This is a genomic window from Ignatzschineria sp. PL_is040, from assembly GCF_055813795.1.
The window spans coordinates 188299-211644 of sequence record NZ_JBVPGU010000001.1; the positions used below are offsets into that span (position 1 = coordinate 188299).

The following is a 23346-nucleotide window of genomic DNA, read 5'->3' on the forward strand; positions in this document are numbered from 1 at the left end:
AGAGGCAATCTCCTCAACAATGCACTTAATCTTTTTTTGAGTACCTAAAAGGAGATAACGGGGGAAATGAATAAGGGCTATAAGAGATCAAAAAGATGATTAAACCTAAGTATTGATTATTAAAGATCTATTATCAGTTGAATGGTCAATGCTTCTTAGCTTTTTAACTCAATCTTTTCTATGAGATTCTGTTATGGGTGCGGAAGAAGGGGGTAGCTGATAATGGCATAGTGAGTTTCTCTTATAGCCCTTTTATTACTTTGATTGAGCGGGTTTTTAGAGGATAAAGAGAGTAGATGAGGATAGCTATTGTAATGATTAATCAAGAGTGGATAGATCAAGTTTGAATCTATCAATTTCGTACAAACAAGATTGAAAACGTGAATTAAAAACATGAATTGGACAGAGCAGAGGGAGAGGGAAGATGGGGCGGTATAGTTATAAAGATTACCAAATTGTTGAGCACCAATATGATGTTGTCGTTGTCGGCGCCGGTGGAGCGGGTTTACGCGCGACATTAGGGATGGCAGAGAAAGGATTGAAGACCGCCTGTGTCACAAAGGTCTTTCCGACGCGATCTCATACTGTTGCTGCACAAGGAGGTGTTTCTGCCGCTTTAGGCAATATGGGCGAAGATGATTGGCGTTACCATATGTATGATACGGTTAAAGGCTCCGATTGGTTAGGAGATCAGGATGCTATCGAATATCTCTGCCGGGAGGCGATTCCTGCGATTTTAGAGTTAGAACATTATGGTATGCCTTTCTCCCGAACAGAAGATGGCAAAATCTATCAGCGATCATTAGGGGGAATGACGGCACGATATGGAAAAGCACCGGCACAACGAGCATGTGCTGCCGCTGATAGAACAGGGCATGCAATGCTCCATACGCTCTATCAGCAATGTTTAAAGCATCAAGCTGAATTTTTTATCGAATATTTCGCTCTCGATCTTTTAATGATCGATGGTGAGTGTTGTGGTGTTTTAGCCTGGGATCTAACAGAGGGTAAGATTCATGTTTTTCGAGCCAAGATGACAGTATTGGCAACAGGAGGATATGGACGGGCTTATTTCTCGGCAACATCAGCACATACCTGTACTGGTGATGGTAACGGCATGGTGGCGCGTGCAGGATTACCATTACAAGATATGGAGTTTGTTCAATTTCATCCTACCGGCATCTATGGTGCAGGTTGTCTAATCACAGAGGGGGTACGCGGTGAGGGTGGATTTTTAACTAACTCCAAAGGAGAGCGATTTATGGAGCGATATGCACCTAATGCTAAAGATTTGGCATCCCGAGATGTTGTCTCCCGTTCTATGTTATTAGAGATTCGTGAAGGCAGAGGGGTCGGTCCCTTAAAAGATCATGTCTATCTCCATTTAGAGCATCTTGGCCCTGAGATTATTTTTGATCGACTTCCGACCATCGCTGAAAGCGCAATGACCTTTGCCGGCGTAGATGTAACGCGTGAGCCAATCCCTGTAATTCCAACAGTCCACTACAATATGGGGGGAATTCCGACCAATTATCATGGTGAGGTCGTGACGCTTAAAGATCATAACCCTGACTCTGTGGTGAAAGGATTGATGGCACTTGGTGAAGCGGGATGTGTCTCTGTTCATGGCGCGAATCGCTTAGGTTCAAATTCACTCTTAGATCTGATCGTTTTTGGCCGTGCTGCCGCAAAGCGTTGCGCGGAGATTATCGACCCCAATAGTGCGACGCCCGAAGTTCCTGAAGAGGTGGTTATCAATCTTTTAGAAAGATTTGATCAGATTCGTTTTGCAGATGGCACTATCTCAACGGCGCAGCTTCGCGATAAGATGCAGCGAGCGATGCAGAAAGATGTTGCTGTCTTTAGAACAGAAGAGACTCTTAAAGAGGGGTATGATTCAATTTTAGAAGCTTATCGCCAATTTAAAGAGATCAAAGTTTATGATCGTAGCCTTATTTGGAACTCAGATCTTGTTGAAACCTTGGAGCTTGCCAACCTTTTAGCATGCTCATTAACGACCGTAGCTTCCGCTTATAATCGCCAAGAGTCACGCGGAGCACATGCGCGGGAAGATTTTCCAAAGCGAGATGATCAGAGATGGATGAAGCATACATTAGCTTGGGTCGATGAAGCAGGAGAGGTGACAATTGATTATCGTCCCGTCAGAAACTTTACATTGACAGATGAAGTCTCCTACATCCCACCAGAAGAGCGTTCATATTAGGAGTATAGGATGAGAAAGAGTGATCAGATCGAGTTAAAGCAGTTACGTTACTTCACCCATGTGGCAGAATTTGGGAGTTTTACTCGAGCTGCGAATCATCTCGATATCTCCTCTTCTGTTTTGAGTCGACAGATTCGGCAGTTAGAGGTTGATTTGGGGAAGAATCTCCTTATCCGAGATGGTCGTGGTGTGACATTAACGGAATCAGGTTATCTCTTTTTAGAGCATTGTCGTAAGATCTTAACGCAGTTAGAAAAGGCAGTCGAATCGGTCTCGGGGGCAGAACTTGCCGGAAATGTATCACTTGGCTTTCCGCCGACTTTAGCGCGATACTTCTCTGTACCGATTATTCGTACTTTCCATGAGTTAATGCCCAAGGCAAAATTACGCGTCATTGAGGAATCGACAGTCTCCATTGAAGAGGGGATTATCACTGGCAGAATCGATATGGGATTGATCTACAATCCCGTTCATATGCAGGATCTTGATGCTGTTTTTCTCTTAAAAGAGAGTCTCTATCTGATAGCGCCTCGCACAATGGAGGTCGGTGCAACATCACAGGGGATTTCATTGGCGAAAGCAGCCACATTGCCCCTTATATTGCCGGCATATCCCAATGGGCATCGCCGGTTAATTGAGACCGAGATGATCAAAATAGCTTCTAAGCCCAATCTTATTTTAGAGGTCAATAGTGTTCGAACAACTTTTGAATTAGTGGCAAAAGAGATGGGGTGTACGATCTTCTCAAGTAAAGGGATCGACTTATTGCCAAAAGAGGAGCAGAAGAATATTCAGATGCATCGGATTCATACTCCCTCACTTATTACTAATCTCTATATTGCCACATCAAATAAACGGGTGATGACCAATACAGAGGAGACGCTCAGCAAAATCATAGCATCTCTCTGTTTAGAGTATTTTGCAGTTGGGGAGTAAGAAAGAAGAGAATCGATCAGTAAGAGATCGCCTAAATAGTCGCTTAGAGAGCAATTTGGACAAGGGGATAGTAAGGGTTTAGTTAATGATGCAGCTAGGGATTTAGATAGAGACCGGTAGTAGAAAACGATATTAAAAATTGATATTGAAAAACGGATATTAGAAGAGAGAGATATTAGGAGGAGTGATGACAGGAAATTTACAAAAAGATGGGGTAGTAGATGAGTTACGGATCTTATCTCCTACAGCGATTTTGGGATATGGTTTCCCTTTAAGTTCTTTTGAGAAGGGAATGGCGCGTGATCCCCATGTGATTGCTGTAGATGCCGGCTCAACAGATCCAGGACCTTTCTACTTAGGAAGTGGCCAATCATTTACCGATAGGGCTGCTGTAAAGCGAGATCTGAAGATTATGATCCCTGCGGCAAAGCGTGCGGGAATCCCTATTATTATCGGCTCAGCCGGAGGTGCTGGTGCAGAATCACATCTGCGACTTACGCTTGAGATTATCAAAGAGATCTTAGTAGAGGCGCATCTGAAATTGAAGATAGCTCTCATTAATAGTGAATTACCGAAAGAAGTACTCTTAACGGCATTACGGGCGGGAAAGATTACCCCCTTAGCGCCGGCAGAAGCGTTAACTGAAGCGGAGTTATTGGCAAGTAGCGCGATTGTCGGGCAGATGGGGGAAGCGCCTTTTATCGAGGCGCTTGATCAGGGTGTCGAGCTGATTCTTGCCGGTAGAGCATATGATCCCTCACTCTTTGCGGCATTTGCAATTCGAGAGGGGTTTGATCGTGCCTTATCTCTCCATTTAGGGAAAATTTTAGAGTGTGCGGCAATTGCAGCATTACCGGGAAGTGGTAGTGACAGTATGTTAGGAACATTGCGACAAGATCATTTTATTGTGGAGCCTTTGGCAGATAATCGACGCTGTACAACGCTCTCTGTCGCCGCTCATACCCTCTATGAAAAGTCAGATCCTTACCATCTACCAGGACCTGGTGGGGCACTCAATCTAACGAACTCACAATTTACACAGATTGATGATCGCCGTGTAGCAGTCAGTGGAACAACATTTGATCCTACTGAAAAGTATTTTATTAAGTTAGAAGGGGCTAAAAAGAGAGGGTATCGCACCATCTCTATTGCCGGCGTTTCTGATCCTGTGATGATTGAGAAGATCGATGAGATCTTAGATGCGGTAAAAGAGCGTGTGATTGATAACTTCTCCGGAAGTGATTTTGGGGAGTTTGATCTCAATTTCAATATTTATGGGAAAGGGGGAATCTCTCTACTACCAGAAAAAGAGGAGGAGAGCGAGCCACCTAAAGAGTTAGGTATTGTGATTGAAGCATGTGCACCGACACAAGAAGAGGCGAATGCGATCTGTGGTTTTGCCCGTAGTACAGCGCTTCATTTTGGGTATGAGGGACGGATCTCAACAGCGGGAAATCTTGCTTTTCCATTCTCTCCCTCAGATGCGGAGATGGGAGAGGTCTACCAATTTTCACTCTATCATCTATTAGAAGTTGAGTCGGAGAGTCAGCTTTTCCCTATTGAATATCTTGAGATTGATGGGGGTAAATAGGGATGAATCGACGCCATAATTTAGAAAAATTAGAAAAAGTGCAGTTCTTTAACTGCTCTATATGCTCTATAGAAATTATTCAAAACGCCATTCAATGCAGTATTCAATGCAGTACTCAAAGAATTATTGGGGGAGGAGTAGAATGTTAACTCGAAAACAAGGTAGCCAAGGTCATCAAGATTATCAAGATCATCAAGGTGCATCGCAAGCGATGATCACTTATACTCTACGAGAGGTTGCATCGGTAATACGGAGTAAGAATGCCGGCCCGTTTGAACTCTGCTTCGATATTATCTTTATTGAAGAGGCATTTTATCAGCGCTGTAAGGCAGCGAAGATTATCACTCCTGAATCTTTTGCAGATCTCTATGGTATCAAGCCCGACCAAGTTCTCAATGTTGTCTATTTTGATCCGGCAAAAGCATTGAAGATCACAATCATTCGGCCAATCTCTTCAGGCGCTTTAGGGGAGAAGGATGTTTACGGCGCACAGCAACATCGCCCACTTGTCAATTTTCAGTTTCAATTAGCTTCTTCAGTCAACTCAACAGAGGAGGAGAGGAGTAATGCATAAAATTAATGTCGCCGCTATTACCGACTTGGTGGCAGAGCTCTCTATTGAGGCAAATACCTCATTGAGTGATGATATCTATAGTTGTCTTGGTAGCTGTATGCAAAATGAGAGTTCCCCTTTAGGGCGCAATATTTTGCAGACCATTATCGACAATGCTGATTTAGCGAAAAGGGAGCGCCGGCCGATGTGCCAAGATACGGGGCAGACCGTTGTTTTTGTGGAGCTAGGGCAAGATCTACATATTGAAGGCGGACTCTTAGAAGATGCCATTAATGCCGGTATTCGAGAAGGGTATCGCCGCGGATATCTACGTAATTCCGTTGTAAAAACACCGTTTGATCGCATCAATACAGGAGATAATACGCCGGGGGTGATTCATTATGAGATCGTTGCCGGTGATCAATTGAAAATAACGGTGTCGCCCAAAGGATTTGGGAGTGAAAATATGAGTCAGTTGAAGATGTTAAAGCCGAGTGATGGTCTTGAAGGGGTAAAAGAATTTATCCTTCAAGTGGTTAAAGATGCCGGCTCTAATCCATGTCCGCCCATTATTGTGGGGGTGGGTGTAGGGGGAACGATGGAAAAAGCAGCACTTTTGAGTAAAAAAGCACTCTTAAAGCCGATCGATATTGTCAATGAAGATCCATTTTTAGCTTCGCTTGAGGCGGAATTGTTAGAGAAAATTAATGAGTTAGAGATTGGTCCTGCCGGTTTTGGTGGTAAGACAACGGCATTGGCTGTCAATATTAATCTCTATCCGACCCATATTGCGGGTCTTCCTGTTGCTGTCAATATTGGCTGTCACGCTAATCGGCATGCAGAAGGGATTTTGTAGGAGGGGAGATAATGAAGCTAAATGAGCAAATAGAGCAAATAGAGCAGTCAAAAGATTCGTTGTCCGTGGATCAATCAGGAGCAGTTACAACAGGAAGAGAGCTGAAATTGCCACTGACAAAAGAGGTGATCAACTCTTTAAAGGCAGGGGATCTTATCTATTTAACAGGTTCACTCTATACAGGTCGTGATGCGGCACATAAAAGAATGAGTGAGATGTTATCTCGAGGAGAGAAGCTACCGATTGAAGTTGAGGGAGAGGTGATCTATTATGCTGGCCCCTGTCCTCCGAAACCTGGGGAAGCAATCGGTTCTGTCGGACCGACAACTGCAAGTAGAATGGATGCGTACTCGCCACAGCTGATTGCTGCGGGATTAGTTGCAATGATTGGAAAGGGGAGTCGCAGTCAAGAGGTAGTCGAGGCGATAAAGCGCCATAATGGGATCTATTTTGCTGCTATTGGTGGTGTTGCAGCCTTGATGGGGAAATGTGTTATTACTGCTGAAGTGGTTGCCTTTGAGGATTTAGGTCCCGAAGCGATTCGGCGCTTAGAGGTAAAAAAGTTGCCTCTTATTGTTGCAGTCGACTCAACCGGGAAAAGTCTATATCCTTGAATTACAGAGTATAAGCCATTTAAGAGGTGATCTAGGTTAATTTTACCCATAAAATATTTTCTATAGAAAGCCTTTTTTATGCTATGTTCAATTTAAGTGTTAGAGAAAATCTCTTTAAGAGATGCATAGTGGATGCATAGTAGATCTATAATACGACCTAAATGTGTCCTATAACATACTTAATAGCACGAGTAATAAGATGAACCTTAAATGGCTCATACCCGTTTTAGATGGGATATAACAAGCGTATAAAAAGTAGGAGACAAGGATTAAGACACGTTAAGATGTCGAAAAATCAAATGAGGATAGAGCAGAGCGATCGATACGCTCTGTAATCATATTGGAAGAACCATCATTCCCGGAAGTTCATTTTCGGGATTTCTTCTAATGATCTTCCCCCCATTTCTGATTTTTCAGATCTCTCTACAATACTTCTTTATGAAGTTTTTTCATAAGGTCTCATTTTCAGTTCATTAACGATTGATTGTTATTTGAACTATTTTTATTTGATCTGACAAATAGGAGAGATTATCGGCCAAGTGCAGATGATTTTAAGTATTGCGGATCTTTTCATTAGAGTATTTTCGATAATTTTTTTGATAAGAGTAATCATAATATCTCAGGAGGAGTTATGAATCGTTTAATTCAGCGGCTAATCGCCACTTCAGTTTTAGTAGGTGGTTTAATTATGGGTTTTTCACATGCGGATGAACCGATTGTGATTAAATTCTCACATGTTGTTGCAGACACCACCCCTAAAGGGCAAGGGGCTTTGCTCTTTAAGAAATTAGCAGAAGAGCGCCTCCCAGGTCAGGTTCAAGTAGAGGTCTATCCGAACTCATCTCTCTATGGTGATGGACAAGAGATGGATGCATTGCTTGTAGGAGATGTTCATATTTTGGCGCCTTCCCTTGCAAAGTTTGAGCATTTCCAGAAGAAGATTCAACTCTTTGATCTTCCTTTCCTCTTCGACAATATGGAAGCATTAGATCGATTCCAGCAATCTGAAGCAGGGCAATCACTTCTAACAAGTATGGAAGATAAAGGAATTACAGGTCTTGGCTATTGGCATAATGGCTTGAAACAGCTCTCTGCCAATAAAGCACTTCATGTACCAAGAGATGCGCGCGGCCTTAAGTTCCGTGTACAGAACTCTGCGGTATTAGATGAGCAGTTTAAAGCACTTCGTGCAAATCCTCGTAAAATGGCTTTTGCCGAGATGTATCAAGGGTTACAAACAGGGGTTGTAAATGGTGCAGAGAACCCATACACCAATATCTACTCACAAAAAATTCATGAAGTACAATCTCACATTACTGAATCAAATCACGGTGTTCTCGATTATATGTTGATCACAAATACCGATTTCTGGAATGGATTACCAGAGAATGTTCGTAATGAATTGACCGATATTATTGCGGAAGTAACGGTAGAGGTGAATAATCAAGCAGCGGCACTTAACGAGCGTGATAAGCAGAGTATTATTGATGCTGGTACAACAGAGATTATCTACCTAACTCCAGAGCAGCGTGAAGCATGGCGTGATGCGGTTCGTCCTGTATGGGAGAAATTCCAAGATCAAGTGGGTGCAGATCTTATTGAAGCAGCACTTCAATCGAATAATCCACAGTAGAAAACTTTCTTAAGATCATCAAAATTTAATCTATGCCCTTAACTTACCCTCTAAATTTGATCATTTAATTTGATTACTTAATCTGATTATTGAATTTGATTATTGAATCTGATCATAAATAAGCAGAGTTAAGGGCGTAGATCCCTGTATGTAAAAAAAGAGAGGATTTCTAATGTTTATCAGTACATATCAAAAACTTGATAGAGGCTGGCAACAGATTGAAAAATTTGTCACAGTTCTCATTTTAAGCGCGATGACCTTCGTGACTTTTATCTACACGATGCTCAATAATCTCTATACCCCCTTTTATAGCTTAGCGGATTGGGTGGCGGGAGATGAACCCTCAAAATTAGAAGATTTTTTCCTCGATATGGGCGATTCAATGATGGATCTGGCGACTTCGATGAATTGGTCTAACCGTTTTACAGCGGCCTGTTTTGCTTGGTTAATCTTCTTCTGTATGTCGTATGGTGTGCGTATTGGTGGGCATATCGGCGTTGATGCCTTAGTTAAATTATTTCATAAACCGATTAAGCGCTTTTTAGCTTATATCGGCCTTGGTGCATGTCTTCTTTATGGCGGCATTATGCTATTTGCCAGTTTAGATTGGGTTCTTAACTTCTATAAGCTTGGAACATTAGCGGAAGATCTCGATCGTTTTGGTATTAGACGCTGGCATATTACGATGATTGTTCCTGTTGGTTTTCTCCTATTGATTCTGCGTTATCTTGAGATCGGATATAAAATTATAACGCATCAACAAGATGGCTTGGGCTTAGCTGATGAAGCTAAAGATGCCCTTGAAGAGATTGCACATGCTGAGCATGTTCAATTAGCAGATGATCAAGAAGGAGCGAAAAAATGACCATATTATTCTTATTTGTGTTGCTCTTTGCCTTGATGCTGATTGGTGTACCCGTTGCCATCTCCCTTGGGCTATCGAGCGCATTAACTATTATCTTTTTTAGTCCCGACTCTCCGCGTAGTTTAGCGATTAAGATGTTTGAGACTTCAGAACACTCCACACTTTTAGCCATTCCCTTCTTTCTTATTGCCGGGGCATTTATGACAACAGGAGGTGTTGCGCAACGTCTGATCGACTTTGCAAATGCTTGTGTTGGCCATATTAGAGGAGGGCTAGCAATTGGTTCGGTATTAGCTTGTATGCTCTTTGCTGCACTTTCAGGATCGAGTCCGGCAACAGTGGCCGCAGTAGGTTCAATTGCGATTGCCGGCATGGTTAAATCAGGTTATACCAAAGAGTTTGGTGCAGGTATTATCTGTAATGCCGGAACGCTAGGGATCTTAATTCCGCCCTCTATCGTTATGGTTGTCTATGCGGCAGCTACAGAGCAATCGGTTGGTAAGATGTTTATGGCAGGTGTTGTCCCCGGCGTACTCTTAGGCGTAGCATTAATGGCAGCGATCTATATTGTTGCGCGTATTAAAAAACTGCCAGCCCAACCTCGTGTTAGTGTAAAAGAGTGGTTTGTTGCTTTTAGACGCGCACTTTGGGGATTGCTCCTTATGGTGATCATTTTAGGTGGTATCTATAGCGGAATGTATACACCCACTGAAGCGGCGGCTGTTGCAGCTGTCTATTCAATGTTTGTAGCACTTTTCGTCTATAAAGATATGCGCATTCGTGATTTTTCTAAGGTGATGTTAGAGTCAGGCAAGATGACGGTGATGCTGATGTTTATCATTGCTAACGCCATGCTATTTGCTCATGTATTGACTACAGAGCAGATTCCGCAGTCGATCGCAAGTTGGGTGATCGATATGGGCTTCTCACCATGGATGTTCTTGGTGATTGTCAATATTGTGTTACTAATTGCGGGTAGTTTTATGGAGCCATCAGCGGTGATTCTGATCTTGGCGCCGATCTTCTTCCCCATTGCGATGGAGCTTGGTATTGATCCGATTCACCTAGGGATCATCATGGTTGTAAATATGGAGATTGGGTTAATTACACCACCTATTGGCCTTAACCTCTTTGTCTCCTCTGCTGTAACAGGTATGCCGATCACAAGTACGATTAGAGCAGCACTTCCATGGTTGATGATCTTAATTGTCTTCCTGCTACTGATTACATATATTCCCTTTATCTCTCTCGGATTACCGACTTTCTTAGGGATGATGTAGAGAGACTATATTTATATAATGTATTGAAATATAAAAGCATAAAAGCATAAAAGCATAAAAGCATAACAGCATAAAAGCATAACAAAATGCCATATACCCAGATTCAAGGGGATATGGCATTTTTTATGAAGAGCGTTTAAAGATTTTGGAAGCTTGACCCAGGGAGGGGGAAAAATCTCTATCTAGATTGAATCCATCGGGATGCCTAAGCGCATATATTCATCGACACGCATCCGAGAGTGTAGGCGATAGCGAGAGGCAGGGTAGATAAATTCAGCATAACTGATAAGACCGATTGAGCTCCAGGTTCTTCGTTTAATATCGAGGCAAGCAGAACCTAATTCTACTTTGAGGTAGCGACTTAAGCTCTCATCTGCGATCGTTGCTTCTATTGAATGCTCCATCTCCGTTAAATCATAATTTTTGAGAAGAAATCCACTCGGCGATATCTTTAAAAAATCTTGTTCAAAAAAATTAGGGACCAATTGATGAGGGATATAGCGCTTCTCAATTGCTAACGGGAGATCATTTTCAAAGTGGATAATATGGCAGAAGTAGAGTGTCGATTCGATCGGCACTTCCAACTTTTTAGCGACTAAGCCACTTGCCGGCAGTAGCTTTTGCGCAATAATTTCAGCACGATGACGATTACCTCGATTCTCAATCTCACCGACAATATCTACAACAGTTAATGGTTGAGAGCTAGCTTTTTTAGGCATCACAAATGTACCACTTCCTTGAATGCGCTTTAGGATATTTTGTCTGCTCAGTTCAGTAATGGCACGATTAATGGTCATACGGCTAGCATTAAAGAGCTGTGATAACTCTTGTTCCGTAGGGATCTGTTCGCCTTCGCTATATTCATTATTTTCTATCTTTTCAAGAATATAGTTCTGGACTTTTTTATATATTGGGATTGACATGCATATTTTTCCGGCACTGAATGAATGAGTAGGCAAATTATAGCCCACAACTTAGGGTAATTCATTATTATCTCATGTGAAAATCGATCTGTTATGGGAATTTCTCCGGCATTAAGGAGGATGGTATCTCTCCATTATCAAAGCGTTTCGTGCGATTAGATCCCGTAATGTCTATACAAAAATTAAATGTATAGACATTTAGAAATAGCTATGTATATAATGAAATTAGCTTCAGAGCTAAAAATGAAAAGAAAGAAATTGATTAAAAATTTGAAGCTTTAGGTGTCGGGTTTAGGGAGGAGACTCAGGCGAGGGTAGATCAATACTCAAGACCACTATTCAAATCTCTAAATCCCATGCTTTAAATATATAAAGCTTCGATCGAATAGAGGTGATCTCCATAAAGAGGTCACATCACACAATCTTAGTTTGGAGGATAAGAGTTATGTCTAATAATGATCGTTATAGAGATGTCGAGATTCGCGCACCGAGAGGAACAGAATTAAATGCTAAGAATTGGCTAACAGAAGCTGCGCTTCGGATGTTGATGAATAATCTTGACCCTGATGTTGCAGAGAACCCTAAAGAGCTTGTTGTTTATGGGGGAATTGGCCGAGCAGCTCGTGATTGGGAGTGTTTTGATAAGATCATTGAGACATTAAAAGCGCTTGAAGCAGATGAAACACTCCTTGTGCAATCAGGTAAACCTGTAGGTGTCTTTAAGACCCATAAGGATGCGCCGCGAGTCTTAATCGCAAACTCCAATATTGTCCCTCATTGGGCAAATTGGGAGCATTTCAATGAGCTCGATAAGAAGGGCTTGATGATGTACGGGCAGATGACAGCAGGTAGCTGGATCTATATCGGTAGCCAAGGAATTGTTCAAGGAACATATGAGACCTTTGTGGAAGCAGGGCGTCAACATTATGGCGGTTCTTTAGAAGGAAAATGGATCTTAACTGCCGGTTTGGGCGGAATGGGGGGTGCTCAACCGCTTGCTGCAACGCTAGCTGGAGCTGCTTCTCTCAATATTGAGTGTCAACAATCGAGTATCGATTTCCGTCTTCGTACAGGATATGTTGATGAGCAAGCGGATGATCTCGATGATGCATTAGCGCGTCTTGAAAAATATACTCAAGAAGGTAAAGCGATCTCGATTGCACTTCATGGGAATGCTGCAGAGATTTTGCCAGAGCTTGTTCGTCGTGATGTTCGTCCTGATATGGTGACTGACCAGACGAGCGCACACGACCCACTTCACGGTTATCTACCTATTGGCATGACATGGGAAGAGTATAAAGAGGCGGCAAAAACTGATCCTGCCGGCACAGTGCAAAGAGCAAAAGAATCGATGGGTAAGCATGTTGAAGCGATGTTAGCCTTCCAAGAAATGGGCGTGCCAACCTTTGACTATGGTAATAATATTCGTCAAATGGCGAAAGATGTCGGCGTTGAGAATGCATTTGATTTCCCAGGATTTGTACCTGCTTATATTCGCCCACTCTTCTGCCGTGGTATCGGTCCATTTAGATGGGTTGCGCTTTCGGGAGATCCAGAAGATATCTATAAGACCGATGCGAAAGTGAAAGAGTTACTTCCCGATAATGAGTCTCTCCATCGCTGGTTAGATATGGCAAAAGAGCGTATCCATTTCCAAGGATTGCCGGCACGTATCTGCTGGGTTGGTTTAGGCGATCGTGCGAAACTCGGTCTCGCATTTAATGAGATGGTTCGTAGTGGTGAGCTTTCGGCACCGATAGTGATTGGTCGTGACCACCTCGACTCAGGATCTGTATCTAGTCCGCACCGTGAAACTGAAGCGATGAAAGATGGTTCAGATACCGTTTCAGATTGGCCACTACTCAATGCGTTACTCAATACTGCAGGCGGTGCAACATGGGTATCTCTCCATCATGGTGGTGGTGTTGGTATGGGCTTCTCTCAACATTCTGGAGTCGTGATTGTTTGTGATGGTACAGATGAAGCGGCGGAGAGAATTGCGCGCGTATTGACAAACGATCCTGCTACCGGCGTGATGCGTCATGCAGATGCAGGCTATGAGATTGCTATTGAGTGTGCAAAAGAGCAGGGCTTAAATCTACCGATGGTGAAATAGGCCTATCGGATCATTGATAGCGCTTATCATAGAACTGATCGATATTCTCTAATGAGTCTTCTTTCTACTGATCTTCTAATAGCATGAGTCTTTATCTAAAGCTTTTATATAAGTCTTTCATACAAGGTTTTCATACAAAGTTTTATGTAAAGATTACCCCATGTAAAGATTGCTATGGATTGCTATAGATTGCCATTAAAGGCGATATCTATATCTATTGATTGTGAAGATGAAGAAAAGGGGAGGAGAGTCATTGGGGAATATCATTTTTCTGTTTAAGCGCTATATAAGATGTAAAGAGATGGAGAGAGATCTATAAGTGAGGGAAAGATGATGAAATTTTGGCAAAAAACAGCGAATGAGATCTGGACAGGACGTGATGATAGCCATGAGAGTCAGGCTGCAAAGCGGATGTTCCAGGTTGTTCCTATTGTAGAGGAGCCTCAATTTAACTTTAGTGAGCGAAATGCTCTCATTGGCTTTGCCTGTGATGAAGGCGTTAAGCGAAATCGTGGGAGGGTGGGGGCGGCAGAAGCACCAGATCAGCTGCGAAGAGTTTTTGCTAATTTTGCTGCGCATCAAGAGCATGAAAAGTTGATAGATTGTGGCACGATTCATTATCGAGAATCTCTTGAAGCAACTCAAAATGCCTTAACAGATCTCGTTGTCTTACTACAGAGAAGTCACAATAAAACAGTGGTGTTAGGGGGTGGGCATGAAACAGCCTATGCCCATGGATTAGGACTCTATAAGAGTGATCGTGATGCAAAGATAGGGATTATCAATTTTGATGCCCATCTTGATATGCGCCTAGCTGCAGAATCAACCTCGGGGACACCTTTTAGAGAGTTACAAGAGTATTGTCAAAGAGAGAATCGCCCCTTCCATTATCTCTGTATCGGTGCAAGTGAAGTTGGTAATACAGGCTCTCTTCTAGAGATGGCTCATAGTAGTGGAACAGAGATCATTTGGGATTATGAGTGCCACTTGGGAAATCTCCCATCACTTGAGGCTCAATTGGAAGCATTTTTAGAAAAAGTCGATCTAATCTATCTCAGTTTTGATCTCGATGCGCTATCGCCAAGTAGTATGTTTGCGGTATCGGCACCTGCTTCTTTAGGTGTTGACCCTCAACTCTATCTCCATTTGGGGAAGAAGATTAAAGGTGGTGGCAAATTACAAGCTCTCGATTTTGTAGAGTATCTTCCATCACGTGATCATGATGATCTATGCGCGCGGGTTGCGGCTCGTTTTATTTGGGAGTTTACACGAGGGTTGTAACGGCTCTAAAAGAAGAGAAAGAGCAGAAAAAATGAAGAGAAAATGAAGAGAGAAGAAAGAAAAAAGAGGAGAGTAGAGAATGCAGAATCGAGATAAGAATCAAAAAATTTGGCACAACTGTCAGATCGTCACTATGGCTGATGGGCACTATAATCTGATCGAAAAAGGGATTATTGTGACTAATGATCAAAAAATTCAATGGATTGGTCCTGAGGCCCAATTTGCTGATGTGGATGGCGATTATGAAAAGATCGATCTTGAAGGTCGATTGGTCACCCCCGGCTTGATCGATTGTCATACCCATCTAGTATTTGGTGGAAATCGTAGTGAGGAATTTGAGGCTCGTTTAGAAGGGGTGAGCTATACGGAGATTGCAAAGCGCGGTGGTGGTATTCAGAGTACTGTTAACGCAACACGTCAAGCCTCTGAAGAGGAACTTTTTCTAACAGCTAAAAAACGGATAGAGCACCTGATGGCAGATGGTGTGACAACCGTTGAGATTAAGTCTGGTTATGGCTTAGATCTAGAGTCTGAGTTAAAGATGCTCTCGGTGATTGCGCGCTTAAAAGAGACGATGCCGATCTCCATCCATACGACTTTTTTAGCCGCTCATGCACTTCCTAAAGAGTTTGGGGATGATTCAGATCGTTATATCGATTATGTGATTGAAGAGGTTCTTCCGAAAGTTGTTGAGCAGTGTGAGATCGATGCGCTCGATGCTTTTTGTGAACATATCGCTTTCTCCCCTGCGCAAGTGGAGAGGCTCTTTATCGCCGCTCAAAACTATAATATTCCGATTAAATTGCACGCGGAACAACTCTCATCTCTGCACGGTTCAACATTAGCTGCAAAATATGGCGCATTATCAGCAGATCATATGGAGTATGCGGATGATTCTGATGCAAAAGCGATGGCGAGATCAGGAACGGTAGCGGTTCTTCTTCCGGGCGCATTTTATATGTTAAGGGAAACCCAATATCCTCCCATTGATGCATTTAAACGAGAGGGCGTTAAGATCGCACTTTCAACGGATCTCAATCCCGGAACATCTCCGCTTCTTTCACTCCGTTTAGCACTCAATATGGGATGCACACTATTTAGACTTACCCCAGAAGAGACATTAGCAGGGGTGACCTATAATGCAGCTTTTGCGCTAGGTATAGAAGAAAATGAGGGTTCGTTAGAGGTTGGTAAATTAGCCAATTTTGTTGCTTGGGATGTCACTCACCCTGCAGAACTGAGTTATTGGTTAGGCGGTACAGTAAATAATAGAGTGATCTACCAAGGCTCTGAAATCACCGATCTCTGTCAATGGGATTAAGCGTGATTATAAGGGATCACGATAGCTACTTTTAGAGATAGAAAATACTGGTCAGAGATGAGTGGCAGTAGTAGTCATAAAGTAGCTATCAAAATAGTTATCAGAAATAGCTATCAGAAATAGTTATCAAAATAACAAGCGTCAGCAATAGCCAAAAAAGGTCAACAAAAGCCAACAAAAGTCAACACACAAGACAATATAACAATAAATATAATGATAAAAGTGACGAAAAAATAGCGATAAGTATAACGATAGAATTTAATCGGAGGAAGATGATATGGATGATGTTTTAAGAGAGAATAGAAAGAAGAAAGGTTCGGAGCGCTTGATGTTAACCCGAGTTTTTCTCTACAGTTTGGTGGGAGTTGCGCTCTTTTTTATCTCAATCGATATTGGGGGAAAAGAGACAATTATGTTGGATCATATCGCTGGCTTTGTAATCCATCAAATGCGTCCCTTTGCTTTAACAGCGATTATGTTGATTATGGCATTTGGGGCATTCTACTCCTATATTTCAGGGAATTATAAAAACTCTATAAGCGAGAAGATTTTCTCTGCATTTAAAGTATTAGGGTTGGTTTATTTTAGCCATTCTCTACTTAACAGGATGGGCTCCTGCTTGGGCGATGACGCCCGATATGTTACCTTTTCTGTTTGAAAAGCTAGCATTATCGGTGGGGCTCTTAATTCCTGTTGGCGCGGTGGCTTTAACTTTTCTATTAGGTTTTGGTTTTTTAGAATTTGTTGCCGTCTTTATGGAGCGTTTAATGCGTCCTCTATTTAGAACGCCGGGAGGATCTGCTATTGATGCTGTTGCATCATTTGTAGGGAGTTATTCCATTGGTTTATTGATTACAGATCGTGTCTATCGTCAGGGAAAATACTCTCTAAGAGAGGCGATGATTGTTGCAACAGGGTTTTCAACAGTCTCGGCGACATTTATGATTATTGTAGCTAAAACGATGAATCTCATGGGTGCTTGGAACTTCTTCTTCTGGAGTACCTTTCTGATTACTTTTTTAACAACAACGATCACAGCTTATATCCCACCGATATCACGTCTCGATAATAGAGCTGAAAATCCTTTACCAGATAGTGGTGCAGATCAGAGTCGTCTAGCGCATGCAAAAGATCTCGCAATTACACAATATGAAGCAAATCCAGGGCTCTTTATCTCTCTTTGGAGAAACTTCAAAGATGGTTTAAAGATGTCATCTGTTGTAGCTCCTTCGATCTTAGCTATTGGATTTACCGGGCTCATTCTCTCAAAATATACACCCTTATTTGATTGGATCGGCGTTGTTTTAAAGCCGGCACTCTTAATAACAGGATTAGAGGGAGCATCTGAACATAGTGGTGCAATTGCATCAGGATTAGCAGAGATGCTCTTGCCGGCAATTTTACTCAATGAGGCAGATCTCTCTATTCGTTATATTGCTGCTGTGACATCAATTGGTAGTGTGCTCTTTCTCTCGGGAAGTGTCCCTTGTATTTTAGCAACAAAGATCCCTGTAAAATTTTGGCAAATTTTAGTGATTTGGTTTATTCGAACAGTTCTCTGCTTAATTTTTGCAAGTATCGCCTTTAGAATAGGAATCGCTACAGGGTGGTTAGGGTAATTAGAGAGGGATTAAGATATTAGCTAGATAGGTATTATTCAGATAGATATTATTTAGATAGACCTATTATCCTGTTTGAGTATCTAAGTTTTATCGGTTAATAGAGAGCCGACACTAATGTAATGTAGTGTCGGTTTTTTATGGTTTTTTATGGTTTTTATTATTGATTGATTTACTACCTTGATTTGATCTTATTTCTTCAATCCTATCCCTTCACACAAACGATCTGCTTTAAGGTATGCACAATCTCAACAAGATCTTTTTGCGCAGCCATGACGGCATCAATATCTTTATAAGCCATCGGGATCTCATCGATCACCTCTCTATCTTTTCTGCATTCAACCCCTTGAGTTGCTCTCTTTTGATCCTCTATTGTAAAACGTTTTTTAGCCTCAGTTCGGCTCATCACTCTTCCGGCACCATGAGAGCAGGAGTGAAAACTATCGGGATTTCCTAAGCCTCGAACAATATAGCTTTTAGCCCCCATCGATCCGGGGATAATTCCCAACTCTCCTTTCTGTGCAGATACTGCTCCTTTGCGTGTAACATAGATCTCTTCTCCAAAATGTCGCTCTTTTTGGACATAATTGTGATGACAATTGACAGCTACAGAGGTCGTTGTAAAAGGTTTTTTAATCACTTTTCGTAATGCGGTAATTGTATTTTGCATCATCACTTCTCGATTAAGTCGTGCATAATTTTGTGCCCATTCAACGGCTTCAACATAATCTTCAAAATGCTTTGTTCCCTCTTTTAAGTAAGCAAGATCTTTATGGGGAAGGTTGGCAAGATGGCTCTCCATATCTTTTTTAGCCTGCGCGATAAAGAAGGTGCCTATCGCATTACCAACGCCGCGAGAGCCACTATGGAGCATGACCCAGATACGATCTAACTCATCGGTACAAAGCTCTATAAAGTGATTCCCTGTACCCAACGTTCCTAGATGATGGTAATGATTACTCTTTTCTAACTTGGGGTATTTCTCGGTGATCTTCTTGAAATCAGGGAGAAGTTGTTGCCAGTAGTGATCAACTATTTTAGGGGGCTCCTGCCAACTGCCAATATCTCTTCGTCCCTTTCCAACAGTTCTCCCATGGGGAATCGCTTCTTCAATAGCAAGACGGATAGGGTGAAGATTGTCCGGCATATCAGCAGCCGTTAATGAAGTTAAAAGCGCGATCATTCCACAGCCAATATCAACGCCGACTGCTGCCGGGATAATCGCTTTTTTAGTAGGAATAACAGATCCAACAGTAGATCCCATTCCCATATGTGCATCTGGCATTGCCGCAATATGGCGAAAGATCACCGGCACTTGAGCCGTATCAGATAGTTGTTTTTTTGTCTGCTCATCAAAAGGGACACCTCGGGCCCACATCTTAATGGGGACTCCATTAGGAATCTCTTTTTGAATATAGGTACGATCACACTTTGACTCTTGGTGATTTTTTGGGGGAGCAATATTTTTATGATTCTCTTCTCTCATCTCTTTATCTATTTTAAATATTTAATTGTTTAGTTTTTTAGTTGTTTAATTATTTAGTTGTTTAATTATTTAGTTGTTTAATTATTTAATTATTTAATTATTTAGTTATTTAGTTATTTAGTTATTTAGTTATTTAGTTATTTAGTTATTTGAATTAATTCTGATTAATCATTTTGAAGCGCCTACTTAGAGTGATCTCTTTTGATCTGTTTTAATCTTTTTGGAATATTTCTGCTTTAGTAGGTTGTGGGGTTCCCTTATAGTATTCTTGTAATATTCATTATATCGTAATATCTGCTCTCAATAGGATTCTCCCGATATGAAGGTTGTGTGATAGCATTATGAAGTGGTAATGATGAGATAATTAAAATCGCACCGAGAGACAATGCATGAGCGAGAGTTATCTATCTTATCATTTAGATATAGCGCAAAAATTGAGGAGGAGATTAGCATGAAGATGGAAAAAGTGGGGAAGAAGAGAGGAATTTTGGGAAGACTCTTAATGGTCAGCACATTATTAGGGTTAACTCAGTTACCAACATTCGCCTCAAATTATCTCTTTGTGCAAGATGCTCGATACTATATTGGCGATGAGAAGCGCGTTTGTGGTTTGATTACAGGCTTTAAGAGTCAAAGTGAAAATAATCAATTAGAGATTCTTTTTGAACAGCAGAATCAGCGACCACAATTTATCGTTGAAGTACAAAATTTAAAAAAAGAGGTTGCTGTTGAAGATATTGAAGCTCTTCAGCAACACCTTGGTGCAGAAGCCTGTATCTTCGGCATAATCAGAGAGAGGGAAGGGATACCGATGATCAGCACCCCTTCATTTGAATCGTTAGAGATTATTCGCTATCTCTAGACGTTTTTATCTGTTTAACGGCGACAGCTATGAACTGCTTTATATTCCTCTTTTAATTTAGGCGTTAAGATGGTTAAAGTCCCCGATTGCGCTCTAACAAAGTTATCTTCATAGACCTCATCCACCTCTAAAGTCATTAAGATGTTGTTCTCGGTATTACTCCAGATATGTAGATGCTCAGGTTCAAAATGGCTTTTTTTCAATTTAATCGGGGTATTTTTAAGCTTAATCACCATCTCATCATCATTAGAGAGATTGCCTAAAGCAAGCTCTACTTTTTCAGGGTTTTTGAGTGGAAAAGGTTGTGAAAGTGAGATATCACAGCGATAAACAAGCTTTTTGAGTTCAATTTGTGGCTTTGCTGCACTCTTTTCGCTCTCTTCTGTTGCTACTTGAGCTTCATCGGTTGTGTTTTCTCTATTGTCTTCTTCTGAAGCGCTCTTATTATCGGCATCAGGATTCTCTCTTTTGAGTTCAAATCCGAGTGTTTCAGCATACTCTTGATCGCTCATTGAAGGCGTTGTTAATGTCGGCATCTTTGCGACAGCGAACTGGTTTGAGCCTAAAATAAGCGCGACGGAGATTGTGAGAAGGATTTTTTTCATCGATTTTACTCCTAAGAGAATATGGTTATTATCTAGGTAGATTTTATCATAATAGCGATGGGGGAGAGCAAGACTTAAATATTTTTGAGAGGGTTGTAATCTCATTCTTAAGCCCCATTAAATGAGAGGTTAAGTCAGAAATAAATTAAAAATAAATTGAAAATAGATTGAAAACAGATTGAAAACAGATTGAAAACAGATTGAAGGTCAGTTTGGAAATAGATCGGAAATTTTTTGAGAAATCCGCATAAAATCGGATGACAAGATCGGGCAGCGAGAAGTAATACGAAGTTATTTAAAAAAGAATTTAAAAAGATATTGCTAGGGCTGCAAAAGAGATGAAAACTAGAAGCCTCTAGGGATTCTTAGAGAGAGCATAAACAGAAGGAATATAGAACATGAAACCACGTCTTTTGATATCTGAAAGCGTCAATCCACTCTTTAATTTAGCGGTTGAAGATGCGATCTTTCAGACGATGGATGCTTCGCAACAGGTTCTCTTTTTATGGCGTAATGATCAGACCGTTGTGATTGGTCGTGGGCAAAATCCTTGGAAAGAGTGTAACACCCAAAAAATGGAGGAAGATGGTATCACATTAGCGCGCAGAAGCAGTGGCGGGGGTGCTGTCTACCATGATCTAGGAAATACCAACTTTACCTTTATGGCGGGAAAGCCGGGTTATAACAAGGAGAGTTCAACTGCCTTAATTTTAGAGGCACTTCACGCTCTTGGCATTGCCGCAGAAAGTTCTGGCCGCAATGATATCGTTGTTACACAAGAGGGGGAAGTTCGGAAGATCTCCGGGTCTGCTTATCGGGAGACTAAAGATCGTGGCTTCCATCATGGGACGCTCCTTATCGATGTCGATTTTGGTCGATTGAGCCGTTATCTCAATCCTGATCCTAAAAAGCTACAGGCGAAAGGGATCAGCTCTGTGCGTTCACGCGTTGCCAATTTAGTAGAATTTAAGCCCGAATTGAATCATGAGGTGATCTGCCGTGCGATTGAGGCACAATTTAGGAAAAAATTTGGGGAGATCGAGACGATTGAATATATCTCAGAGGAGAATCCACCCCAGATCCCAGGATTTGATGCGATCTATGAGAAGCAGAAGAGTTGGGATTGGAACTTTGGTCAAGCACTTCATTTCTCCCATCTTCTTGATGAGCGTTTCCCATGGGGTGGTGTCGAAATTCATCTCGATATTCCTAGAGGAGGAAGAATCGAACAGGCAAAGATTTTCACAGATAGCCTCTTTGTCGAGCCATTTGAGTGCTTAGCAATAGCATTGGTGGGAGTTCGTTATCATGGAGAAGAGATTGCCGCACAATTGACTAATATCGGTGAGCAATATCCCCACTTTAAAGAGGAGTGGCAACAGTTTAGTGACTGGTTTGTTGCTGCAATTAGATAAAGAGAGAGGAGAGACTATGAAAGAGATTAATAAGCGTAATAAGGCGTTATTAGGGGTTTATCATGCGCCAGCAGCTCATTGGGTGGGAGATGCATTTCATGTTCGCTCTCTCTTTACCTATAACAATCATGGACGTTATCTTAATCCTTTTTTGCTCTTAGATCGTGCGGGGCCAACAAAATTTGAAGCTAGCGATAAGATCCGTGGTGTCGGCTCCCATCCCCATCGAGGCTTTGAGACAGTGACACTTGTCTATGAAGGAGAGGTTGCTCATCGTGATTCTACCGGAGAGGGCGGAACGATAGGTGCCGGTGATGTTCAGTGGATGACGGCAGCACGAGGTATCCTCCATGAAGAAATGCTTTCAGAGCCCTTCTCTCAGAAAGGAGGTGTACTCGATATGGTGCAGCTTTGGGTTAATCTACCTGCGGAAAAAAAGATGGATTCTCCCCGATATCAGCAGATTATCGCTACAGATATCCCACAATTTTCAGTTGTAGAAGGGGGATTGATGCGGATTATTGCCGGCCAATACCCTCCTAATCTATTTTATGATTCTATTGAGAATAGGGAGCAAGCGCCACAACAAGAGCCACAATATTATCAAGGTCCAGCTAATACGGCTACGCCGGTCGATCTATGGGATCTTGTATTGCAAAAAGGGGTAAAGGCGGAGATTCTCTTACCTGAAAATCGTTATGTTGGTATCGTTGTACTGAAGGGCGAAGTTCGCTGTAATGGGGAAGTTCTTAAAGAGACTGATCTTGCAATATTAGAAAGAGAGGGCAATAAGACAATATTAGAGGCGATCAACGAATCGAGTATTCTAATTTTGAGTGGCGAGATGATCGATGAACCCGTTGTCGGACATGGCCCTTTTGTGATGAATACACGGGAAGAGATTAAACAGGCATCTCTCGATTTTATGAGTGGAAAATTTGGCGAACTATAGGGCTATCAGCCGTTATTAACCCCATTTTGTTTTTGTAAATAAGGTATAATGAGTTATAAGAAGTTTATTATTCATGTAAAGATTATTTAGTAGTCTTTGTAGTAGTTTTTAGCTTTTAATATTTGTATTAATGATTTTTCAGGTGGTTGTTTAGTAAATACTCATTATTAATTACTCACTATTAATTGCTTACTATTAATTACTGGCTATTTTT

General features: G+C 41.7%; 18 protein-coding genes and 1 pseudogene. 16 read left to right on the forward strand and 3 right to left on the reverse strand.

What is annotated here, in order from left to right:
- Positions 1 to 424: 424 nt before the first annotated feature.
- The 9 genes from sdhA (at position 425) to dctM (ending at position 10552) form a co-directional block, all read left to right on the forward strand.
- On the forward strand, positions 425 to 2224 hold the full coding sequence (gene sdhA / locus AC0SAP_RS00770; RefSeq protein WP_473382389.1) for a succinate dehydrogenase flavoprotein subunit: 1800 nt from the start codon (positions 425 to 427) through the stop codon (positions 2222 to 2224).
- Between the two features lie 9 nt (positions 2225 to 2233).
- Positions 2234 to 3160, forward strand: coding sequence for a LysR family transcriptional regulator (locus AC0SAP_RS00775; RefSeq protein ID WP_473382390.1), 927 nt, complete (start codon positions 2234 to 2236; stop codon positions 3158 to 3160).
- Positions 3161 to 3347: 187 nt separating this feature from the next.
- Positions 3348 to 4751, forward strand: a complete 1404-nt coding sequence (locus AC0SAP_RS00780; RefSeq protein WP_473382391.1) for an acyclic terpene utilization AtuA family protein — start codon at positions 3348 to 3350, stop codon at positions 4749 to 4751.
- A gap of 142 nt (positions 4752 to 4893) precedes the next feature.
- A complete protein-coding gene (locus tag AC0SAP_RS00785) occupies positions 4894 to 5325 on the forward strand; it encodes a DUF4387 domain-containing protein (protein WP_473382392.1) in 432 nt (143 codons plus the stop codon).
- Complete coding sequence (locus AC0SAP_RS00790; protein WP_473382393.1) at positions 5318 to 6160, forward strand: fumarate hydratase; 843 nt, start codon at positions 5318 to 5320, stop codon at positions 6158 to 6160. The genes AC0SAP_RS00785 and AC0SAP_RS00790 overlap by 8 nt, the downstream gene beginning before the upstream one ends.
- Positions 6161 to 6171: 11 nt before the next feature.
- Positions 6172 to 6774, forward strand: a complete 603-nt coding sequence (locus AC0SAP_RS00795; protein ID WP_473382395.1) for a Fe-S-containing hydro-lyase — start codon at positions 6172 to 6174, stop codon at positions 6772 to 6774.
- A 688-nt stretch (positions 6775 to 7462) separates the two neighbouring features.
- Positions 7463 to 8407: a TRAP transporter substrate-binding protein gene (locus AC0SAP_RS00800; protein ID WP_435659243.1), complete on the forward strand. Its 945-nt coding sequence runs from the start codon at positions 7463 to 7465 to the stop codon at positions 8405 to 8407.
- 172 nt (positions 8408 to 8579) lie between these two features.
- Positions 8580 to 9272, forward strand: a complete 693-nt coding sequence (locus tag AC0SAP_RS00805; RefSeq protein ID WP_286479106.1) for a TRAP transporter small permease — start codon at positions 8580 to 8582, stop codon at positions 9270 to 9272.
- Positions 9269 to 10552, forward strand: a complete 1284-nt coding sequence (dctM, locus tag AC0SAP_RS00810; protein ID WP_109235370.1) for a C4-dicarboxylate TRAP transporter large permease protein DctM — start codon at positions 9269 to 9271, stop codon at positions 10550 to 10552. The genes AC0SAP_RS00805 and dctM overlap by 4 nt, the downstream gene beginning before the upstream one ends.
- Before the next feature lie 182 nt (positions 10553 to 10734).
- Here dctM and AC0SAP_RS00815 read toward each other — a convergent pair whose 3' ends face one another.
- Entirely contained in the window at positions 10735 to 11475 is a 741-nt protein-coding gene (locus AC0SAP_RS00815; protein WP_473382396.1) for a UTRA domain-containing protein, read from the reverse strand.
- Positions 11476 to 11920: 445 nt separating this feature from the next.
- Here AC0SAP_RS00815 and hutU point away from each other — a divergent pair, with 445 nt between their 5' ends.
- From hutU to AC0SAP_RS00835, 4 genes and pseudogenes are all read left to right on the forward strand, one after another.
- On the forward strand, positions 11921 to 13591 hold the full coding sequence (gene hutU / locus AC0SAP_RS00820) for a urocanate hydratase (protein WP_473382398.1): 1671 nt from the start codon (positions 11921 to 11923) through the stop codon (positions 13589 to 13591).
- A 330-nt stretch (positions 13592 to 13921) separates the two neighbouring features.
- Positions 13922 to 14872 (forward strand): formimidoylglutamase, encoded by a 951-nt coding sequence (gene hutG, locus AC0SAP_RS00825; RefSeq protein ID WP_473382399.1) that lies wholly within the window; start codon positions 13922 to 13924, stop codon positions 14870 to 14872.
- Between the two features lie 79 nt (positions 14873 to 14951).
- Positions 14952 to 16193 carry an imidazolonepropionase gene (gene hutI, locus AC0SAP_RS00830; RefSeq protein WP_473382401.1) on the forward strand — a complete coding sequence of 414 codons (1242 nt, stop codon included), beginning with the start codon at positions 14952 to 14954 and terminating at the stop codon, positions 16191 to 16193.
- 277 nt (positions 16194 to 16470) lie between these two features.
- Positions 16471 to 17812 (forward strand): annotated as a pseudogene (locus AC0SAP_RS00835) (YjiH family protein).
- Positions 17813 to 18017: 205 nt separating this feature from the next.
- Here the strand turns inward: AC0SAP_RS00835 and AC0SAP_RS00840 are convergent.
- Positions 18018 to 19190: an RtcB family protein gene (locus AC0SAP_RS00840; RefSeq protein ID WP_473382973.1), complete on the reverse strand. Its 1173-nt coding sequence runs from the start codon at positions 19188 to 19190 to the stop codon at positions 18018 to 18020.
- Between the two features lie 559 nt (positions 19191 to 19749).
- On the opposite strand from AC0SAP_RS00840, the gene AC0SAP_RS00845 reads away from it, so the two are divergent.
- Positions 19750 to 20160: a hypothetical protein gene (locus AC0SAP_RS00845; RefSeq protein WP_473382402.1), complete on the forward strand. Its 411-nt coding sequence runs from the start codon at positions 19750 to 19752 to the stop codon at positions 20158 to 20160.
- Between the two features lie 14 nt (positions 20161 to 20174).
- Here AC0SAP_RS00845 and AC0SAP_RS00850 read toward each other — a convergent pair whose 3' ends face one another.
- The gene (locus tag AC0SAP_RS00850) at positions 20175 to 20765 is read right to left on the reverse strand and encodes a hypothetical protein (protein WP_286479129.1); all 591 of its coding nucleotides are present in this window, start codon (positions 20763 to 20765) and stop codon (positions 20175 to 20177) included.
- 398 nt (positions 20766 to 21163) lie between these two features.
- Between AC0SAP_RS00850 and AC0SAP_RS00855 the strand changes: the two genes are divergently transcribed.
- Together AC0SAP_RS00855 and AC0SAP_RS00860 are read left to right on the forward strand one after the other, a co-directional pair.
- Entirely contained in the window at positions 21164 to 22180 is a 1017-nt protein-coding gene (locus AC0SAP_RS00855) for a lipoate--protein ligase (RefSeq protein ID WP_473382404.1), read from the forward strand.
- Between the two features lie 16 nt (positions 22181 to 22196).
- Positions 22197 to 23132: a pirin family protein gene (locus tag AC0SAP_RS00860; RefSeq protein ID WP_473382406.1), complete on the forward strand. Its 936-nt coding sequence runs from the start codon at positions 22197 to 22199 to the stop codon at positions 23130 to 23132.
- Positions 23133 to 23346 lie beyond the last annotated feature (214 nt).

Excerpts from the sequence above, each read along its gene's own strand:
- AC0SAP_RS00845 (WP_473382402.1), top strand. The coding sequence starts at position 19,750 with ATGAAGATGGAAAAAGTGGGGAAGAAGAGAGGAATTTTGGGAAGACTC.
- AC0SAP_RS00775 (WP_473382390.1), top strand. The coding sequence starts at position 2,234 with ATGAGAAAGAGTGATCAGATCGAGTTAAAGCAGTTACGTTACTTCACC.
- AC0SAP_RS00860 (WP_473382406.1), top strand. The coding sequence starts at position 22,197 with ATGAAAGAGATTAATAAGCGTAATAAGGCGTTATTAGGGGTTTATCAT.
- hutI (WP_473382401.1), top strand. The coding sequence starts at position 14,952 with ATGCAGAATCGAGATAAGAATCAAAAAATTTGGCACAACTGTCAGATC.
- AC0SAP_RS00785 (WP_473382392.1), top strand. The coding sequence starts at position 4,894 with ATGTTAACTCGAAAACAAGGTAGCCAAGGTCATCAAGATTATCAAGAT.
- AC0SAP_RS00795 (WP_473382395.1), top strand. The coding sequence starts at position 6,172 with ATGAAGCTAAATGAGCAAATAGAGCAAATAGAGCAGTCAAAAGATTCG.
- hutU (WP_473382398.1), top strand. The coding sequence starts at position 11,921 with ATGTCTAATAATGATCGTTATAGAGATGTCGAGATTCGCGCACCGAGA.
- AC0SAP_RS00850 (WP_286479129.1), bottom strand. The coding sequence starts at position 20,765 with ATGAAAAAAATCCTTCTCACAATCTCCGTCGCGCTTATTTTAGGCTCA.
- AC0SAP_RS00840 (WP_473382973.1), bottom strand. The coding sequence starts at position 19,190 with ATGTGGGCCCGAGGTGTCCCTTTTGATGAGCAGACAAAAAAACAACTA.
- AC0SAP_RS00815 (WP_473382396.1), bottom strand. The coding sequence starts at position 11,475 with ATGTCAATCCCAATATATAAAAAAGTCCAGAACTATATTCTTGAAAAG.
- sdhA (WP_473382389.1), top strand. The coding sequence starts at position 425 with ATGGGGCGGTATAGTTATAAAGATTACCAAATTGTTGAGCACCAATAT.
- dctM (WP_109235370.1), top strand. The coding sequence starts at position 9,269 with ATGACCATATTATTCTTATTTGTGTTGCTCTTTGCCTTGATGCTGATT.
- hutG (WP_473382399.1), top strand. The coding sequence starts at position 13,922 with ATGATGAAATTTTGGCAAAAAACAGCGAATGAGATCTGGACAGGACGT.
- AC0SAP_RS00800 (WP_435659243.1), top strand. The coding sequence starts at position 7,463 with ATGGGTTTTTCACATGCGGATGAACCGATTGTGATTAAATTCTCACAT.
- AC0SAP_RS00780 (WP_473382391.1), top strand. The coding sequence starts at position 3,348 with ATGACAGGAAATTTACAAAAAGATGGGGTAGTAGATGAGTTACGGATC.
- AC0SAP_RS00855 (WP_473382404.1), top strand. The coding sequence starts at position 21,164 with ATGAAACCACGTCTTTTGATATCTGAAAGCGTCAATCCACTCTTTAAT.
- AC0SAP_RS00805 (WP_286479106.1), top strand. The coding sequence starts at position 8,580 with ATGTTTATCAGTACATATCAAAAACTTGATAGAGGCTGGCAACAGATT.
- AC0SAP_RS00790 (WP_473382393.1), top strand. The coding sequence starts at position 5,318 with ATGCATAAAATTAATGTCGCCGCTATTACCGACTTGGTGGCAGAGCTC.